Here is an 18,147-nt window from a genome sequence, read left to right as displayed (position 1 = left end):
CACTCCACTTGTCTGTTATTTGGACATATCTGCAAGGTTATACATGCTCTCGAGCATCGGATTGTACACGAAACCTTTTACGTTTTTGTTCATCGGAAGGAGGAAGTCCTTCTGATACAGCAGAATGTAAGGTGCATCATCAATGACCATGTTCTGAGCCTCCTGATACAGGGCCTCACGCTTCTTTTCATCGTTTAACGTGGCCGCTTTCCTCAGCTTCTGATCGACGGCATCACTTTTGTAAAACGCACGGTTACCGGCGAGTCCGAAGTTCTTGGAATCAAACCAGTAGTTCATGAACGCGTACGGATCACCGAAGTCCGGGCTCCACATTCCAAGCGCCAGATCAAAATCGCCTTTGTCGATCATTTCCCTTGAAGTCGCGTATGCTACTTTTTTCAGGTTCACTTTTACACCAATGTCCTTCAGGTTCGACTGAATGGTTAACGCCTCCGTTTCCCACCAGGTTTTGTTGTCCGAATACAGAAGGTCCAGGCTCAAATTGGATACGCCTGCTTCTTTCAAAAGCGATTTTGCTTTTGCTTTGTCATACTTGTACTGCTGTGCTTGGTCGTCATGGCCCCATAAACCTTTAGGAATCGGTCCGCGCATCTGTGTTCCGTACCCTTGCTGTACCGCGTCGATCAATTTATTGTAGTCGATAGCATAGTTCAAAGCCTGACGTACTTTCTTGTTCTGAAGGGCTTTATTGCCTTTGCTGGAGTTGACGTACACATATTCCACGAGCAGACTTGGTTCCTGAAGCAGCTTGGCGTTTTTCATCTTCTTCACGCTGTTGACCTGATCTACAGGAATGCCTTCCGCAACATCAATCTCGCCTTTTTCCAGCTGAAGACGCTGTGCAGATGGATCGGCAACAATTTTAAAATAAACCTTCTTAAACGCTGGTTTTTTAGCGGCATACTTGTTCTGATCCAGTCTCACATACTCGCCTTTCTTCCATTTTGCGAGTTTATAAGGGCCGCTTCCCATCGTTGTTGTCGCAAGATAGTTTTGCCCTGAGTCACCGTTCTGTTCATGATCCATGACTTTAGGATTTACGATGCTTCCGTAGTTCGCTGCCAATGTTGATAGAAAAGGCGGGAAGTTTTCTTTGAGTTTAAACGTAATGGTTGCAGGATTTTCAGCCTTAATTTCGGAAACGAGGCTGTATACTTCTGAGGGGCCTTTTGCAATTTTCTTGAGGCGCTCAAAGCTTTTTTGGACGGCTTGTGCGTCCACAGGGGTTCCGTCAGCAAACTTGTGTCCTTCGTTCAGGGTAAACGTCCAAGTCTTGCCGTCTTTGCTTACTTTCCATTCCTTCGCGAGTCCGGGTTTTACTTTCGTGCTTCCTCCGTCGTACTCCACAAGGCGTTCATATGCCGGATATGTAAGTTTCCATGCGGAATTATCCATTGTTACTGCGGGATCAATGGTACCTTGGTCAGCAGTCGTCGCAATCGTCAGGACATCCTTTCCGCTTGCCGCTTTTGAGTCCTTTGAACCTTCGCCGTTAGATGGTGTTGCGTTCGAATTCTTCACACAGGCCGATAACAAAGCAAGAATCATTACAGCAATGAGTAACAAACTAAGTTTCTTTTTCATCGTTCTCCTCCATAACCCTTAATAGTTTTGTGAAAAAGTTATGCCGATTCTAGGAGCCTATTTCGAAATACCAAAATAGAGAATGCTGTTGCCTGTTGCGTTCGCCCACCTTCGATTTCCGTAATCATAGTGCCACCATTCTTCCGAGTTGGAAATGAAGCCCGCCTCCTCCATCACCTTCCGCAGCAGTCTGCGGTTGTCCCTGATGGTTTCTTCCTGCTGAGTCAGCTGATGCTTTTTTTCATACCATTCAAGCTCTGCCTTTTCGGTAAAATCGTCAAAGTCTGTCCCCATGTCGAGCCAGCTCTTCTCGTCTGCAATCGTCAGGTCCACTGCTCCACCCGTAAGGTGCGGAGAAGGCTTCGTAAGATCACGCGTCGGAATCGCTACATATTTTGAGATTTCTTCCTGGATTTTTTCCGGGGTGAGGTTTTTGGCTTCAAGGTCTGCTTTAATGGCTTGATAGAGAGCAAGCTGAGTTTCATAGGATCGCCAGCCGTCAAGAATGACCAGCTTCAGGCCATTCGGGAGCTTTTCTGCTGCTTTGATGAGTTTTTCAACCGTGCCCTTTCGCAAAAAACAATCGTTTTCTGATCCTGGCAGATTCATGCGGTAATAGTAAGGATACACATCAATTCTAGGCGAGATGTTGGATAGGGAGAGTAAGGGGTCTTGCTGATCAGTCGCATTTGCGGCGGAATCCGAGTGGGTTTCGTCTGACAAATAATTACACCTCTTTTCAATAAATTGAATTTTCTAACAATATATTAAATATAATGATATATTCACTGACATAATATTGCAATCCTCTGTTGGAATATATTCCTGGGTAAAAGGGAGGGTTTTGGGATGAGGATTGGGGATTGGACAGTAAATGCGGGAGATTGGACAGTATTTTCCTCACTTCGGACAGTATTTTTCCCACATTGGACAGTAAATCCTGCACATCGGACAGTATTCCGCTCCCAGACACAAAAAACAACCCACACTGCCTATGCCGGGTGGGTTGGTAACTCGTTTTTTAAAGAATAAACTTCTCTTTAATCATCCGTGCCGTCTCTTCCGCACTCAGATGCGTGTTATTAATCCTCAAATAATTCTTCCTCTTAATCTCGTTAATCTCGCCATCCAGAGAGTTCAGCCGGTATTTATCCCTGGAAGTGATAAGTTCGTTATCCGACCACTCCAGATTGCGTTTCGTCGGCTTCTGCTCAAGCCGGAATTCGCTCTTGTTCCGCTCCAATCGTTCTTCCACATCGGCCTCCAGCTCGACAAAATAAACCTCGGCGCCCCTGGACTCGAATATCCTGCAAACCTTCTCTACATAGTCCCAGTCACCCTGCTCGTTAAACGCCCACACATAGGTGAAAATCAACCCGTAAAGGTCACTTTTGGCTATTTCTTCAAAGATCTGCTCCCGAAAGGAGTGAACGAGACGGCTCCCAGCTTTCGATCCGTAATCGAAAAAGTGATGAACCAATTCAATCGTCATATGATTGTGAAACAGCTTTAAATCTGTTAATTTAGTTAATTCGTGTCCAACGGTCATCTTCCCGACCGCCTGCGGACCAAATAGTAATACGAATTTCATAGTTCCTCCTGCGCTGTATGGTTTCATCCTATTATTCCATAAAGCAAGGCTTATCTCCTGTTGTAACAGACCTTTCCTTACTAGGACTTCTTATCATGGTTATGAAAATCGAGAACAGCGATAACAAACATTCCAAAACTAAGCATTAATGTGATGTAATTATACGAAACTTATATTTCATTATCTTAGTCCAAACGCTAGGAATAACCTAAAGGCCCAGTACATGCTAGTTCCCTTCTTATGAAATCAAAATTCAAAAAATACTAAATAGTTTCTGTGGTTATTTGTAGAAATATGGTAATATATTCATGTTGTAAGAACTTTAAAGAAATGGTTGTGATGAAGTAAAAATGGATATACATTCATTTTCAACAGCTGTAGATTTGTTTTCTAAAAATGAAGTAGAAAAAGTAAAATTAATTTCATTTTATTATCAATCCATGGAAAAAGAATTTCAGTTTACCATTGATGAAATGAGTGATTTGTTTGATAACCTCGGAATGCACAGACCCAATAAATCCAGACTCCAAAAAAAATTAATATATTTAAAAGATTTTGTTCGAGGAACCAGCAAAAACCATTTTCGATTACATATTAAGGTTTTAGCATCCCTTAAAGCTGAACAATCTTTTGTCTTTGATGATGTGAAAAGTGAAGAAATTAAGCTTAATTCAGATGGTTTAGTGATACCAAAAGAACTTTATCAAAACACTAGAAGATATCTTATAAATTTATCTGACCAAATTAATGCTTCATATGAAAACAATATTTTTGACGGCTGCGCAGTATTAATGAGGAGATTATTTGAAATATTGCTAATCCATTCATATGAACATAAAGAGTTAGATTCCGAGATTAAGGATGTCTTGGGAAATTATCGTATGTTAGTGGATATTGTTAACAATGCAAAAACAAATAGTAAATTAGGGCTTTCAAGGAATACAAAAGATTCTCTAGATGATTTCAGAGAATTGGGTAATTTCTCGGCTCATAAAGTATTTTTTAATGCAAGAAAAACTGATATTGATAGAGTTGTTCTTAACTATAGAGCTACAATAGAAGAACTTTTATATAAATCAGGAATAAGAAAATAAGGGGGAAATGCTGTGAGTTCTGCAAAAGTTAAAATTAACGTTCATACTGGTGAATTAGAATTTGAAGATTCAGAGAATTTTGTTAAAGAACAAATGGATAATCTTGAATCTATAGTGGATATTATTGCTCAACTATATGTTGATGAAACTGAAGATGAGTATGAAGAAACAATAGACGAAGAACAAAAAGAAGTGGAAGAGCACAAGTTACGAGTAATAGTAGAAAAAGATAAAGATAATTTTGAAGTATCAAGTACATTCGGTGAGTGGAAACATAAATTTAATGACGAACTTACAGACGCAGATAAAGCTTTATTAACTGCTTATTTTGTACAGATAAGTTCTGGAGAAAATGAATTTAAGACAAAAGAAGTTAATGATACATTAAAAGAACACGGCATAAAATTAACGAATCCATCTCGGACACTTGATCGGTTAACAGAAAAGAAACTTACATTCCAAGTTCGTAAAGCCGGAAAAATAAAGTTTTTAAGGGTGTCCGCAGATGGCATAGCACACTTAAAAACTCTAATTAGATAAAACTAAAAGCCATCTATTTTTGATGGCTTTAGTCTTTACTATAGAAATTTAATATTAATCTTTATGTAATTGCCATCTCGACTCATTTCAATTCGATCAATAATCTCTTTTGCAAGTTTATTCAATTCCTTATTACTGATTCCTTTAGTATCCCAAGCTTTCTTAAACTCGTTAATCAATACCACTCGTTCTTCGTTTGTTTTTGTGTTTTCAACATCAGCAAGGGACTGATTAATCAATCGGATTTCTTCACGCTTGGCTTGTATTTGAATCAGCAACTTTTCAGACTTCAACTTCATTTCATTTTTATCAAGCAAACCTTCAATATATAAATCTCTTATTCGGTCGTTTCCATTTTCCAATCGTTCCAGTTCTTCGTGTTTTAGACTTAAGGCGAGATTTAATGAACTATTATCTGTAGATTGTTTTTTTGGTTCTTTACTTAGCAACTGACTTTGGAACACCTTTAAATCAAACATTAACTGAGCAAATATTACTTCAGCACTAACACCTCTGTTCTTGCAGCGGTTACCCAAACGATCGGCTCTCCCGCAAGGTTTTACAAATACTCTTCCAGTTGGACTTACTGTAAACGCTAATGTGCTTTTACATTTACCACAGAACAGTATTTTGGATAGTACCTGAACGTTAGTTCTTGAACCTTTAGGCATTATTTTTCTTGCCTCTAAAATATTTAAGATTTTTTGATGTTCTTCATCAGTTTTAAGCTTTTCATGAGTTCCTTCGGAGAATATCCATTCAGACTTCGGTTTACTTTTATGTCCATTACCAGTTGTTTTTCCATATGTAATCAGACCTAAATGAATTTCACTGATAAGAATTCTTCGAACCGAATTTTCATGCCAATCAGCATTCCTATTAGTTTTAAAACCTAATTTATTCAGTTCCCATGCTATTTCATGCGGAGGCATCATCTTGTCTAAGAAAAGTGATTTCATTAGATTGTAGACCTTTGATTTTTCTTCATCAACCTCAAGTTCTTTTGTAATTCGGTTATAAATGTATGGATAGGGAGGAGTTCCATTAGTCCACTTTCCAGCCTTAGCACCTTGCTTTTTACCTCGCATCATCCTTTTCTTAATCATCCTATACTCGTGGTTTGCAAAGACCATCTCAATATCAGTCATTACAGATTCATCTTCATTGTTAAAGTCATATGCTTTGTTTGGTGTTAAAACAAGTGTATTGGAAGTTCGAAAGATTCGTTTAATACGCCCCATCTCTTCAAAATCTCCACGAGATAGTCGATCAAGATCAACCACTAAAACAGCATCATATAAATCCTGTTCAACATCTTTTAACAGTTGAATCATTTGTGGACGAGAATCAATAAATTCGGAACTACCAATTTCCTTATATACTTTAAATTTCAAATCCCTCTTTTTTGCATATTCCAATAAAAGTGACTCATGTTTTGCAAGTACATCTTCCTTTCCATCAGACTCATCTCGAGATTTCCTTAAATATATTGCTATTTCTTTAACTGTTTCCAATACGTTTCACGTCCTTTTGTGATGTTTTGTATATAATATAATTTTAACAAAAACTGGAAATAATTAAATGGATTTGTTTTCTAAGTGAAATACTTAAGCTATTTGAGTATCAATTTCATTTATGTGATTTTCAGCAATTACATTGATTTCGTCTGCAACTCTATTAAGTGATTCAGAAGATGGTCTATTGCTATGGCCAACCACGTATAATTTTCCGAATTTAAATGTTGTTTTAGTTGAGCCGTTGTTTAATTTTTCTTGATTAATAAGTTCAACATATTGAGTTATTTGTCCAAAAATAGTTTTCATTTATATATCACTCCATGTGCATTTTTGTATTTACACATGTGTTATGCATAGAAAATTTGGGATTGTAACCTAACACGAGGGGAAATTTTCTTTATTTTAATTTTGGTTTACAAACAAAAAAGAATTATGTAGTAGTGAAAAAGAACCAATTACTGGATTGAACGTGGTAAAATATTCAAAAAGAGATTTGGAGTCTGAGAAATGTTTAGCACGAGGGAAATAGCAACTTTAATATGGATTTCCATATTTGCAATCTATGCACTTAGAGGTTTCAAGAAAAATAAACAATTAGGAACTGTTAGTAATATTTTTAGAACGGCCGGAGAATTAATCAAGCACCCATTAATGGTGATAACAATCATATATATATTCCTAATCTTTTTACTGCTAAATCACTTTAAAATCATTACTGGTTTGGGACTTATCAAAGATTATTGGAAAGTTATTTTATTTGGTCTATTTCCAATGATCGCTACAGTAGCCACAGATTACGAAAAAATCAATGTACCTAAGATGTTTTTAGGTTTATTAAAACTTAGTATTATCCCCTTATTTATTATTGGTGAGTACACCTTTAATATTTTTATTGAATTAGTTCTGGTACCTGTAATAACAGCAATGGCCATAATGATTACTTATATTGACTACCATTCAGAATATAATGCAGCAAAAAAGTGGTTAGGATGGCTTATGGCTGGAATTGGTGTCTGGATTTTGGCTTATGCATTTAAAACGTTTGTTGCAAATATAAATGATTTAAAACAGTTGGTTTTTTGGGAAAAGATGTTTTTAGAATTATTCCTTTTTCTACATCTGCCTTTGCTCATCTTTTTAAAGGCAACACGTTATTATGAGGAGATTTGGGCCCGACTTTATATATTTTCCGGGTTCGAATTAAATAAAAAACAAAAATACATGAGCTTATGGATTATTTTCAAACATTGCTTTCTAAATACGAGGAAACTTGCTGCGGTTCAGAAATCTGTTATTAAACAAAGGGTCAATTCTATTGAGAAATTAAAGAAGGTGGTCTAAAGAGGAATAGAATAAAATAGGAATTTTATGAATATTTTAAATTACTATTTATAAAAGGAGGATTTTATGGCACTTAAAAATCATAACAAAAATGATGAATATCTAAAAAATTTAAATGATAAGTATCAAAAAAGACTAGTGAGTGATAAATATGGATTAAGAACAGTAAGCACAGACCTAGCACAACTCCGTTTCATTGATTATTATATTGTTTATCTTAGTGAAATAACAAATGAAGATGTAAGAATTGTAATAGCAAAATATAGGAATAAAAAGTTTAAGGTACGAGTTGATAAAGGCGCTAATGGTGATTATGTGATAAATAAGCGTCATAAAAAAGATGATGCACTCCCTCAATTTTTAGAAGGAATGAAATTGCCCGCCGAGAAAAGACAAGCTGTCCCCGCCGGACAATAAAGAGAGAGGGAACGGTAAATTAATACCGTTCTCTATTTATTAGGACGCTTTAATTTGCAGGAATCGAACAGCTTGGTCGTTAATAACCTTACCATCAAGATAGATATCTGCGACGATCAACTGGGAACCACGAAGAGCTTGAGTTGTATCTGCAACGATATGCTTAACATCAATGCCTTTCTTGATTAGAGTTCCATATGCTTTGTTCATGTTAATTAGAGCAATTGTTTTATTTCCAACTGCCATATCTGGCATTACATCAGAAATTAGTACTGGCAAACCGAGCATTGTGTAATATTTTGCTCCACTACCATTCTTAAAATCAACAAGGTAATAGTGATTGTTTGCATCCTTAAGTTTAGAAACAAGGTTAAAAGTTGAACGGTTCATAACAAACACTGCACCTTCAACAAGTTCTGGATTCATTGAGTTGAATAGATCAAGAACATCATCAGTACCGATTGAACCAACCGTTGCTGTTTGTACCACTGCGTTTGATAAAGTTGCATTAAGGAATCCTTCCATTTGATTAGAACCTGTTCCATTTACAATCGCACGGTTAACTGAGTTAGCAATACGTTGAGCCAATAAATCTACAACATAAGTTACAATATCAAAGCCAGCATCATTTACTAGGTTTTGTGATAACTCAATAGCAGCTGTCAAACGTTTCTGTTCTAGAGTAACCTTTTCCATAGAGAAATCTTGAACTGTAGCATTTTCCATCTCATCTAACCATTGAGCACCGCCAATTGAAGTTTCTTTCAATACATCAAGTTTTCCACTGACACTTGGAAACTGTTTTGATAGACCAAATAGTGGAGCAACCTCTTCAAGTTTCTTAATGATTTCATCAGCAATGGATGATGGTACTGTTAATTGACCAGGTGTTGCACTTGTTGTAATTGCACGAACCTCATCAGAATTAAATTGAGACTTTAGAAATGCTTCAAACCCACGTTTTTCTACTGCATTGTCAGTTACACTTAATACTTCCATCATATTTCTTTCCTCATTTCCATTGATTTTTTTATTTAACAGTTCAATCTCATTTTTCAAAGATGAAGATTGAATTTCTTCATCAGCAGTTACACCACGTGCTTCAATCGAGTTTGCAAGTGTTTCTAACTCCGAAAGCAAATCATTTCTCTTTTCAATGAGTGCCTTTTTATTCATTTCTTGAGTACCTCCATCATTCACATCAACAGGAATTTCAATTTCTTCAATAACATCAATTCCTCGTGCAGAAATTGTAGAGCTTGAGTATGCTGGATCACGAACAACTGAAACCTCAAACAGCTCTAAATCTTGAACGGTTCTTTCAAAATAACCTTGAACAGATTTCTTCCAACTATCTTTGATTGCTCGAAAACCGAAAGACATATTTCTCAAAATGCCTGATTTAATCAGTTCGTAATAGTCTTTGCCCCAAGATGTTGGACTGATTGTTGCGGACATATAAAGTCCTTTTTCATCTTCATGAAGTTGTAGCGAACCATTTCTTGTTGAAGATAAAATCCGTTTAGAATCATGCTCTGCAAGGAAATGTATTTCTTTTGCTTTTTGGATTGCATTAGAAAAGGCACCCTTAGCAATTTTTTCTTTAAATCGCTGTGAGTGCCCTAACATTTCACTAAACTGTTCTGTTTTATTTACATATCCACTCACTGTCATTGAACCATCTTCATGCGTTTGAATGTCAGAATCATTGAACCTAAGTTCCATTTCCATTAGTTATCACCTTCTTTGGCCTTGCCATCTTCGATAGTTCCCATCATATTTGGGACGATCATTTCATCTTTCTTAGCGTCATAAAGAACATGACCTAATGACCACATGAAGTAATCTTTATTGATGGCATTTCTATCAAGAACAGCTCGTCCTTCATTAACACTTAACAAGCCTTTTTCTACAGCAATTCCAACTGATTCAATTTGTTCTTTTGGAGTTCCACGAAGAATCTCAGAAGTATCAAAACGGAAGTAATAACCATTATCCTTCTCACTTTCTAACAACATTGATTTATCAAAAGCACTTTCAATAGCAGCGATAATTGGAGCCAAAGTATATTGAAGGTATGCCAAGTTCTGTTGTGAATTTGCACTGTATTTATTGAACTCTGCATTTATCAAAGATTCATCAACACCAAATAGTTTGCATATATCAGCGTTAGTTGCCTTTCTAGAGTTGGTAAGTTGCAGCTGCTCTGGATTTAAAGCAATTGGCTTATATTCTACACCTTCCTCAAGAATAACTGTTTTTCCAGAATTCTTTGAGCCACCATAAAGTGATTCCCAACCTGCTCGTAAACGTTTGATAGCAGTATCAGATAACCTATTCATTGTCTGAATTACACCAATAGGTAATGCTCCATTTTTTAATAAATTACTTGAGTAAGTATTTTGTTCAAGAGCCAATTCTAAAGTATCGACTCCATACTTCAAAATTCCTTCATTACCCGAATCAATAATGATTAGATCTTCATAATTCAACTGAACAGATGTGGCTAAACCGTTATAAGTCACTTCGATATTAGAAAGGGTAATTCCATCCCCTGTATACTGTTTAAATTGAACATCTTTAGCATTAAGAGCATTCAAAGAAACAATAGTGTTGCCTTTTCTCTCTACATAGATAATGGCTTTGCCATAGAATAAGTAATCTTTAACAATCTTTCTTTTAAAGCTTTGACTGTTTGTAAAATAATTGGCTTCAACGTTTAGAAGTCTGTTTCTCTTGTCAGGTACTTTCACAACATCTTGACCGTTTTCTTGATATAAATAAATCGGAAGTTGAGAAATTGTGCCTTCAATCAAGTTCATACAAGCAACAACTGATGGAATTTTCATGGCTTGTTCTTCAGTAATATGCGAACCGCCAAGTAATGAAATAATTGCTAAATTTTGTCCGTTACTTGAGTAAAACGATCGTTCCTCAATATCTTTTTGATTAAAAAAATTAAAGAAACCCATATACCTATCTGTTCACCTCCTACATTGATAGTTTTGATAATAAAGTTAGATATTTTTTTGCATAGTGTTTAGTCCACCTGTTTTCAAATAGAGCATTTTTACCAAACGCATTAAGATAATCAACAATGTACTTTACATTATTTTGGAGTTCTTCTTGATCAGCAAAAAATCGTCTATCACCTTTAAGAAGTAACAATTCAAGACCAAACAATACGAGCCAAATCTGCATATTATCAATACCTAGGGTTATATCATTTTCATTGAAAGTGGGCATTGTTCTCAAAGTTGAATATCCTCCTCTGCTGATTCAAAAAATTGATTTAAACCATTTGATAATCCATCTAAATTAATAGTATCAATAAAGACTGATTCATTTGCACTCTGTGCAAGCGCCGCTCTACTTGAAGGAGTTAATCCAAATTCAGATGCAATCGAATAGAATGTTTTTAAAGATTGTCTTTTCTCGTTTAGCGCTGGATTTGGTTTCTTTGTAGAACCGACAGCAGTATCAATAAACATCCCATATCTCTCAATTTCTTTGTTACACTCATCAATCATTTTGAGAGAATCAGCCATCATAAATAAAGATATTGCATCTATGCTTGATAATACTGAATATAATCCAGCATCCTTTAGCCATTGCAAAATGAAGAAATAATACTGTTGAGTTCGAGAATCCATTTCGTAAAGTACTGATGGATTATCAAGAGCTTCTTTACACTTTGCCATTGCTATTTCTTGTTCTTGAGCATTTGTTTTTTCATCTTTCGTAAGACCTGTTTTATTTCCTTTTCTTAAATGAATTGGTACTGGTTTTCTTGACAATTTTCAGACCTCCTTTACAAAATTCTCTAAACTACTAACCCAAAAGATAAGAAGAGAGAGAGCGTACGTGGACAAGTTATACCTGTGACCATGCATCCTTTTTTCCAGGACTATACGGGGATATGTTTGCTTAGACTCTCTTTACTTTGCTTAATAAAATATTTTTTTCTTGAACAGTTAATTTATTAGTCATTGCATACTTTGTCATTAAAACAAACATTATTCTATTGTCTTTTAACTGTTGTACTTGTTGGTCTAACTGTCTTAATACTTCGACATCTTCGGTCTGTTCTTCAACCTCACTGAGTTGTTGCAGCTGCATATCGATCAATCTCAATACAGTGTTAACATTCATTAATATAAGTTCATCTATTTGAGCCAATTGTTTATTAGTTTTATTCAGCACCTCATAAATCACTGTTCCACCACCTTTACTATCTGATATGTATTTGAGCTAAAAGAAAATGCTCCATCAACATAATTGTTAATGGAACGAATAAGTAGTGCTACCCGTAAAACCACTAAACGAGTAGCTGTGTGCAAAAGGAGGCAACACACTTGAAAATCAAAAGGAGCAACGTTCTGTGTACGTTGACATATTGCCTTAACGAATGCGAGTAAGTTAAAGCTATGTATCACTACCCATGTGCGGAAGATGAGTAGTGGGTAAAATTAAAGCTATGATTGAAAAACGCAACAATGTGCTCAAACATCGTTACATAATATATTGGAGATTTTCTCTCCGAATTTGAACCAAAATACTATTCACTAAGTAAGAAATTTTCATAAACATAATCATTGACTAAAACTAGTTTTTGAATCAATTTCTCAAACCGTTTTTTACTACCATTATAAGAAAGGTTAACATCAGATTTTAAACACTCGAACAAGTCTCCGCAATAATGTTCTTGGAGTATTTCGATCATCTCAATGTTAGATTCTGTTAACTGCAATTTTTTTGGAAGTTCATTATCATTCATTGCATAATCTATAACCATCTCTAAATCAATAATGTTATCCAACTCAGTATTTATTTTTGTGATAGAACTTTTATCCGTAGTAAGTGCTCTAAAAATATCATAATGCTTATTACCAAATGAGCAATCCTCTCCGAGTTCAATTGATTGTTTCTTATTAGTTTTGATACCATTTCGTTTCTGAACTGGATCAAGTTTTGTATAAGACTGAACAATTGAGTATATATCTCCAAAGAGCAATTCCTTTATCTTCTTTCTATTAACCTGTTGTTTCCTCATATTTCGAGTATTTTTCAATTGTGATAGGTAATATTGGATTAGTCCAAAAACATCCTTAACGAGCCTTCTAGACTCTTCACATCGGAGTGTTTGATAGCACCATAAATCAAATACAGAAGCACCGTCATTGATTAATTCATAATCACCTTGCAGCAGTTTATAAACTGTATCTTGGTGCTTGATTAGCCTTTCTTTATTAACTATCGCATTAGTTAACTCACCTTCAGCTTTAGCACTTGTTTCTTCATCATCACTTTTGTATGAAGGTAAGCCTTGCTCATTTATTTCAATATCCTTCAGCCGTTTAGCATCCAGAATGTTATATTCATTTTTCTTTGTTGTAAGGTTCTCACTTTCTAAAATGTAATCCGCTAAACCTTCAAGTTTTAAATGTACTTCTTTGGTTGTCACAGTATCGTTTGTTACCTTAAGACTGTTTGCTTTTTCGAAACTGTCAGCCAGGCCATGGACGGTTATTTTTTCATTTACCTCTTTAATTCTATTATCAGTACCTTTGGCATAGCTTAACTCAAATTCTCGCATTATGTTTTTCATATCTGTTGCTCCTTAATTGTATTCTTTCAAAAGAAAAGGACTCGCGATTTATCTCGCGAATCCTTAGATTTACATTTCAAATTGTCTAATAAAATAACCACAACCAAAGCATAAAGATCGTTGCCACACTCATACTCCTCGAACCAACCATTTGTTTAATTTTTAATCGTTCCAATTTCCACTCTCTCCCTTAAACTCATGTATACAAGTGTATGAGGATGTAATAAAGGATAAATAAACATTAATCTAGCAATAACCTTCATACACTAAATTGGCATAAAAATAAACTCTTAGGAGTTTACCAAGAGTTTTGATTCGTTATATGATATTTGTTTGTATTAACTAAAGCTCAAGGATTAATCACACCTTGTTTCCTCTTTTCAAATTGTTATAAGTAACTTTAGAATAATGGTTACTAATTTCTTTAAGATTTTGTTTTTTTAACTCCTCATTAAGTTTTTTATCAATTTGTTCAAATGTTAGTCCTTCAACATCTCTAAGCCTAACAACAAACTCTTTTTTCCATAATACTTCCTTTTGCCGTTTTGTTAAATATTCCATAATACCTTAACCTCCAAATGTTTTGAATATTAACCTTACAGTATATATGTCCTTTTATGACCCACCGGTAAACCAATATTTACCAAATACTGAAATTAAATTGCCGAACTAAACAATTCCTCAAATGCCAAAGGCTTTCTAATACTTTTAGTTGGTGGAACATCTGGAATAATGATAATATTCCCCTCAATTTTTTTACCGTTAACCCATTCATCATCTTTATAATTTTCCCACTTCTGAGTTTGCTCATTAAAGACGATTGTTTGCCCAGTAAACGGATCTTCTTCTAATTTTAATACCATGTCTACAACTTCCATTTCCTCAACCTCAATTTCATTAATTTGTAGTTCTTCAATAATATCCTTCTGTGCAGTTTTCGGACATGGTTGTATATATACAACACCATCCGATTTGTGCACACTTTCAATAATCCAAATGGTAACTTGTTTGCCATTAACCCTGATACGTTTTTGCACAATCTTATAGCTTATATTAATTTGTTCAAGAATTTTATTAATTTCTTTCGGTTTTCTAACTTCTCTACCCTGACTTCGCCTAATTTTATGGTTGTCTTTAAGTGTTTTAATAAAAATTTCTTGCTCCTCATCAAACATTTTCACGTTAGTTAAGGATTCAAGATACTCAATTAATTTCTGTCTTTTAAGTTGTGCGCTTACATCAATTACTTCAACATCCTCGTAGTATTGACTTAATAGTTTTAGATATCCATGCTCCATTATGAAATCACACTGCCAAATCATATCTTTCAGTTTCATAACATAAACTTCATTTATTTGAAAAGAGATTGTTACAAAAGCTCCGTTAAAATCAATTTTTGCAGTTATCCAAGCTGGACAATCATCACTGTTAAAGTTCAATCGGTTAATTTTCATGTAATCAGAAACACTGTAGCTTTTTGATATATGATTGATAAGTTCTAACTCGGCCTCGGCTCCAGTTTTCCAATTTGTGATCGCTTGATAATGTGGTTCAACAACTGCACCAATTACCTTAGTTTTACGAATTCGAGCAAATTGTTGGACTATACTATGAACACTATATGGTCTTATAGAAGCCACTAACTTTACATCTTCATCTTCAATGTTAATTCCTGCTTCAAGAACCGAAGTTGTACAAAGGATTTGAGAATTAAATTTAATTTTTTCAATAATGCTATCTAATTCTTCATTATTAGAATTGTGGTTCAAGTCGTGTGTTTTAGAACATATAAAAGCTCCGTTATTAAATTTGTTCTCTACGTCATTCCAAGCATGAAAACCGTTACCGTAAAACATTAAAGCTTTGTTGCTTTTTTCCTTTAACAATGGGTTAAAATACTTGTCAAAAGTTTCAATGTTTTTGAAGAACAACAACTGGTTTAAATTGTGAATCGATCTGTTCGGTGTATCAAAAATTTGAACATTTAATACTTTGTTTAAACAAGCTAGTGGTTTTGGAGTACCTGTTAAGAACAATTTAATGGCATTACTATAGCGTAAAAACGCTAGAGACAGATGACTTTGTTTGTTCCAAGCATCAGAAACAAAATAGTGAGCTTCATCACAAATTATAAATTGATAATCAAAGTATTTTCTTATTGCTTCAACATCTAGTTTCCTCACAAGACTCTCTATAGCTTGATAGTTCATAATAGTAACGGTATTAGGGTTTTCATCCATAAAACCACCAATATCATATTTAACCTGTGCTTTTAATGTGTTTCTGTGAGTTAAAAACAAAACTTTCCACCCTTGCTCCTTACAATAAGGCAGGATTAAGTTTTTTGCTGTAAAAGTTTTTCCGGCACCTGGTTCTCGATAGATTGCGTAGAACTTGTCAAACTGCATTTCTTTTAATTGTTTTTCTGTTAGTAACATTTGTAAATCCCCTTTGTAAAATATTAGTTTTTGTAATCTTGCTTTTTGAATGATTGAACAGCAGTTTCAATAGATTTATGCTGTTCAAAGTAGAACATTAAAAATCCTGGTGATTGTTTGTTAGGTTTAACACGTTTCATCTTAAATCCTTTCAGCATGAGATAGTTTGCTACATCTATAGAAAAAACAGGATAGTCCATAAATAACTCCTCCATTTGTGATAATTGTTTATAAATACTGGCATAATATATGTCCATCCAGAGAGAAATGGTAAACCAACATTTACCGTAAATTCAAAAAAAGTTTAAAAACTTATGATAAATATAGAAATATGAGCCCCGTTAGGAGCTCATAATTTTTCAGGCTAAACATTTCATCAGAAGTTCTTCTTTCGCTTCATTGCTATAAAAATTTTCTATAGCAATTAAAGTACTTTTCTCAATTTTTTCTGCATCTAAAAGTTCTTTATCGCAATATTCCTTGAAAGTACCACCATTTGTATCAAAGGGGTTAGAAGAACTTTTCTCTTTATTGTAAAGACAACGATAACGTTCAGCTTTTGCAAACCAATATTCTTTTTTAAGAGTTAGTTTTTGAATCGTCTTGTGCATATCATGAATTTGACACTCGAGGGATAGAATTTCATTGTGAAGGACTTCTTTGGTTTTTTTTGACATATTAATTTCTCCTTTTAGGTGTTTTTTAAATTTAACGTTGAGATTATATATACGAATTTTGGAAGTGTAAACTAAACTCTAAAATGAACATACAGGTTTTTGTTCATTTTCTTTCAAAAAACAATGGGCCGGTTGATTGGTTAAACTAAAAAAAGGACAAAAAAAAAGAAACAAGGCTTTACGCACCTTGTTCCTCTACATTCTTATCCTCATTTTTCTTAGTAACTGTATCGTTCTTTTTCTTTGCTATATGAAGGTCATCCTCATTTTCAAATTTGAAAGAGTACTCGTTCCAATCCACACCTTGACGAACAGACTTCATAATCGGTGTGAAAGGCATTGACTTTAATTCTAACAATTCTTTAAAGTGAGTGGCACAGGCCTTAATGGAAGGGAAGGTGTTATATTCATGACCATTCTTATAGGTAATTAGAGTTTTGCCTTTAACACGTTTCTTTGGTTGTTCCTCAACTGCTTCAGTTTTAATTTCATCCATAATTTCCAAAGCTTTGAAAGTGTCATAGATGACATCATCTTTATTAATTGCCTTTGCAAGTTTTCCTTCAATTGTTTTAATTGAGTTATCAGTGATGTTCAATGACTGAATGTATTCTGCTACCGATTTACGAATTGGGAAAGCATTGACCTCTTGTGTTTTTACATTAATTAATTGTACTTGCTTCATTTTAATTACCTCCATTTTTTTCCATATATTCGGTACATATGTATATTAATCTAATGGAGTAGATACTGTAAATAGTTTTTATCTGAATATTCAGTTAAATTAAAACAAAAAAGACCCTTTGTGAGCCTTTATATCATAACTTTTTTTACTTTCCAAACGATCTCTTCAAATTTATATTTATTATCTTCTAATATATCATCAATTACTTCTACTTTAATTTTAGCTTGGTTAATAAATGTTGTGCCTTAGAGTGATCTTCTTCCTTAACATAAAATTCATACATAGCTGGTGTCTTATAATCATGTGCCACAAAATCTCTGCCTGGCGTAGAACTGTGATTAGACAGCCTTTTTACTCTATAAGCAACATTGTTGTTTTTTAATACATTAACAGCCGCGAAATAAATTTCCTTGCCAGTGGCAGTATAAGCTAAACATTTCTTTCTACCTGAAAATAGCTTTTTAAAGAATGACACATGATTCCTCCTTACCGTTTATGGAGTTACAGAAGTTCTAAAATTATTAGAAATGGCATTCTTCGTTTTTTAAGATAATAAATCTTGCATTTCTTTAGTTTCAAGTACATCTTTAGACAAATTTACACCTCATCTGTATTGATTTGAAATTATTACCAT

The 18,147-nt window shown here is 34.5% G+C and carries 22 protein-coding genes; 4 read left to right on the top strand and 18 right to left on the bottom strand.

Annotated features, from left to right (window positions below; translation table 11 throughout):
• Positions 1 to 15 precede the first annotated feature (15 nt).
• From OKX00_RS02870 to OKX00_RS23300, 4 genes are all read right to left on the bottom strand, one after another.
• Entirely contained in the window at positions 16 to 1,605 is a 1,590-nt protein-coding gene (locus OKX00_RS02870) for an ABC transporter substrate-binding protein (protein ID WP_265409345.1), read from the bottom strand.
• A 57-nt stretch (positions 1,606 to 1,662) separates the two neighbouring features.
• Positions 1,663 to 2,328, bottom strand: coding sequence for a M15 family metallopeptidase (locus OKX00_RS02865; protein ID WP_265409344.1), 666 nt, complete (start codon positions 2,326 to 2,328; stop codon positions 1,663 to 1,665).
• A 298-nt stretch (positions 2,329 to 2,626) separates the two neighbouring features.
• A complete protein-coding gene (locus tag OKX00_RS02860; protein WP_265409343.1) occupies positions 2,627 to 3,196 on the bottom strand; it encodes a DEAD/DEAH box helicase family protein in 570 nt (189 codons plus the stop codon).
• Between the two features lie 80 nt (positions 3,197 to 3,276).
• Positions 3,277 to 3,327, bottom strand: coding sequence for a hypothetical protein (locus OKX00_RS23300; RefSeq protein WP_416054324.1), 51 nt, complete (start codon positions 3,325 to 3,327; stop codon positions 3,277 to 3,279).
• 219 nt (positions 3,328 to 3,546) lie between these two features.
• On the opposite strand from OKX00_RS23300, the gene OKX00_RS02855 reads away from it, so the two are divergent.
• Together OKX00_RS02855 and OKX00_RS02850 are read left to right on the top strand one after the other, a co-directional pair.
• Positions 3,547 to 4,290, top strand: coding sequence for a DUF4145 domain-containing protein (locus OKX00_RS02855; RefSeq protein ID WP_265409342.1), 744 nt, complete (start codon positions 3,547 to 3,549; stop codon positions 4,288 to 4,290).
• Between the two features lie 12 nt (positions 4,291 to 4,302).
• The gene (locus tag OKX00_RS02850; RefSeq protein ID WP_265409341.1) at positions 4,303 to 4,830 is read left to right on the top strand and encodes a hypothetical protein; all 528 of its coding nucleotides are present in this window, start codon (positions 4,303 to 4,305) and stop codon (positions 4,828 to 4,830) included.
• A 38-nt stretch (positions 4,831 to 4,868) separates the two neighbouring features.
• On the opposite strand, the gene OKX00_RS02845 is transcribed toward OKX00_RS02850, so the two are convergent.
• Both OKX00_RS02845 and OKX00_RS02840 read right to left on the bottom strand, forming a co-directional pair.
• Complete coding sequence (locus OKX00_RS02845; protein ID WP_265409340.1) at positions 4,869 to 6,344, bottom strand: recombinase family protein; 1,476 nt, start codon at positions 6,342 to 6,344, stop codon at positions 4,869 to 4,871.
• Positions 6,345 to 6,437: 93 nt separating this feature from the next.
• Entirely contained in the window at positions 6,438 to 6,653 is a 216-nt protein-coding gene (locus tag OKX00_RS02840; protein ID WP_265409339.1) for an acyl-CoA thioester hydrolase, read from the bottom strand.
• 201 nt (positions 6,654 to 6,854) lie between these two features.
• On the opposite strand from OKX00_RS02840, the gene OKX00_RS02835 reads away from it, so the two are divergent.
• Entirely contained in the window at positions 6,855 to 7,688 is an 834-nt protein-coding gene (locus tag OKX00_RS02835) for a hypothetical protein (protein ID WP_265409338.1), read from the top strand.
• A 66-nt stretch (positions 7,689 to 7,754) separates the two neighbouring features.
• Entirely contained in the window at positions 7,755 to 8,105 is a 351-nt protein-coding gene (locus tag OKX00_RS02830; RefSeq protein ID WP_265409337.1) for a hypothetical protein, read from the top strand.
• Positions 8,106 to 8,144: 39 nt separating this feature from the next.
• Here the strand turns inward: OKX00_RS02830 and OKX00_RS02825 are convergent, their stop codons facing one another.
• The 12 genes from OKX00_RS02825 to OKX00_RS02770 form a co-directional block, all read right to left on the bottom strand.
• On the bottom strand, positions 8,145 to 9,836 hold the full coding sequence (locus tag OKX00_RS02825; RefSeq protein ID WP_265409336.1) for a phage major capsid protein: 1,692 nt from the start codon (positions 9,834 to 9,836) through the stop codon (positions 8,145 to 8,147).
• The gene (locus OKX00_RS02820; protein ID WP_265409335.1) at positions 9,836 to 11,077 is read right to left on the bottom strand and encodes a phage portal protein; all 1,242 of its coding nucleotides are present in this window, start codon (positions 11,075 to 11,077) and stop codon (positions 9,836 to 9,838) included. The genes OKX00_RS02825 and OKX00_RS02820 overlap by 1 nt, the downstream gene beginning before the upstream one ends.
• Positions 11,078 to 11,096: 19 nt before the next feature.
• Positions 11,097 to 11,360: a hypothetical protein gene (locus tag OKX00_RS02815; RefSeq protein WP_265409334.1), complete on the bottom strand. Its 264-nt coding sequence runs from the start codon at positions 11,358 to 11,360 to the stop codon at positions 11,097 to 11,099.
• Positions 11,357 to 11,902: a P27 family phage terminase small subunit gene (locus tag OKX00_RS02810; protein WP_265409333.1), complete on the bottom strand. Its 546-nt coding sequence runs from the start codon at positions 11,900 to 11,902 to the stop codon at positions 11,357 to 11,359. Before OKX00_RS02810 ends, OKX00_RS02815 begins: the two co-directional genes overlap by 4 nt.
• A gap of 130 nt (positions 11,903 to 12,032) precedes the next feature.
• Complete coding sequence (locus OKX00_RS02805) at positions 12,033 to 12,320, bottom strand: peptidase M23 (protein ID WP_265409332.1); 288 nt, start codon at positions 12,318 to 12,320, stop codon at positions 12,033 to 12,035.
• 343 nt (positions 12,321 to 12,663) lie between these two features.
• The gene (locus tag OKX00_RS02800; RefSeq protein ID WP_265409331.1) at positions 12,664 to 13,713 is read right to left on the bottom strand and encodes a short-chain dehydrogenase; all 1,050 of its coding nucleotides are present in this window, start codon (positions 13,711 to 13,713) and stop codon (positions 12,664 to 12,666) included.
• A gap of 360 nt (positions 13,714 to 14,073) precedes the next feature.
• Complete coding sequence (locus OKX00_RS02795) at positions 14,074 to 14,274, bottom strand: peptide ABC transporter substrate-binding protein (protein WP_265409330.1); 201 nt, start codon at positions 14,272 to 14,274, stop codon at positions 14,074 to 14,076.
• Positions 14,275 to 14,369: 95 nt separating this feature from the next.
• On the bottom strand, positions 14,370 to 16,151 hold the full coding sequence (locus OKX00_RS02790; RefSeq protein ID WP_265409329.1) for a DEAD/DEAH box helicase family protein: 1,782 nt from the start codon (positions 16,149 to 16,151) through the stop codon (positions 14,370 to 14,372).
• Between the two features lie 23 nt (positions 16,152 to 16,174).
• Positions 16,175 to 16,351, bottom strand: a complete 177-nt coding sequence (locus OKX00_RS02785) for a DUF5659 domain-containing protein (protein ID WP_265409328.1) — start codon at positions 16,349 to 16,351, stop codon at positions 16,175 to 16,177.
• Between the two features lie 159 nt (positions 16,352 to 16,510).
• On the bottom strand, positions 16,511 to 16,828 hold the full coding sequence (locus tag OKX00_RS02780) for a hypothetical protein (protein ID WP_265409327.1): 318 nt from the start codon (positions 16,826 to 16,828) through the stop codon (positions 16,511 to 16,513).
• A 178-nt stretch (positions 16,829 to 17,006) separates the two neighbouring features.
• Positions 17,007 to 17,513, bottom strand: coding sequence for a hypothetical protein (locus OKX00_RS02775; RefSeq protein ID WP_265409326.1), 507 nt, complete (start codon positions 17,511 to 17,513; stop codon positions 17,007 to 17,009).
• A gap of 208 nt (positions 17,514 to 17,721) precedes the next feature.
• Positions 17,722 to 17,988: a hypothetical protein gene (locus tag OKX00_RS02770; protein ID WP_265409325.1), complete on the bottom strand. Its 267-nt coding sequence runs from the start codon at positions 17,986 to 17,988 to the stop codon at positions 17,722 to 17,724.
• Positions 17,989 to 18,147: the final 159 nt, after the last annotated feature.

The sequence above is a fragment of the Fictibacillus sp. KU28468 genome, from assembly GCF_026153615.1.
In the GTDB taxonomy this organism is placed as follows: Bacteria; Bacillota; Bacilli; order Bacillales; family Fictibacillaceae; genus Fictibacillus_C; species Fictibacillus_C marinisediminis.
This window is presented reverse-complemented; position numbering and strand designations above follow the sequence as displayed.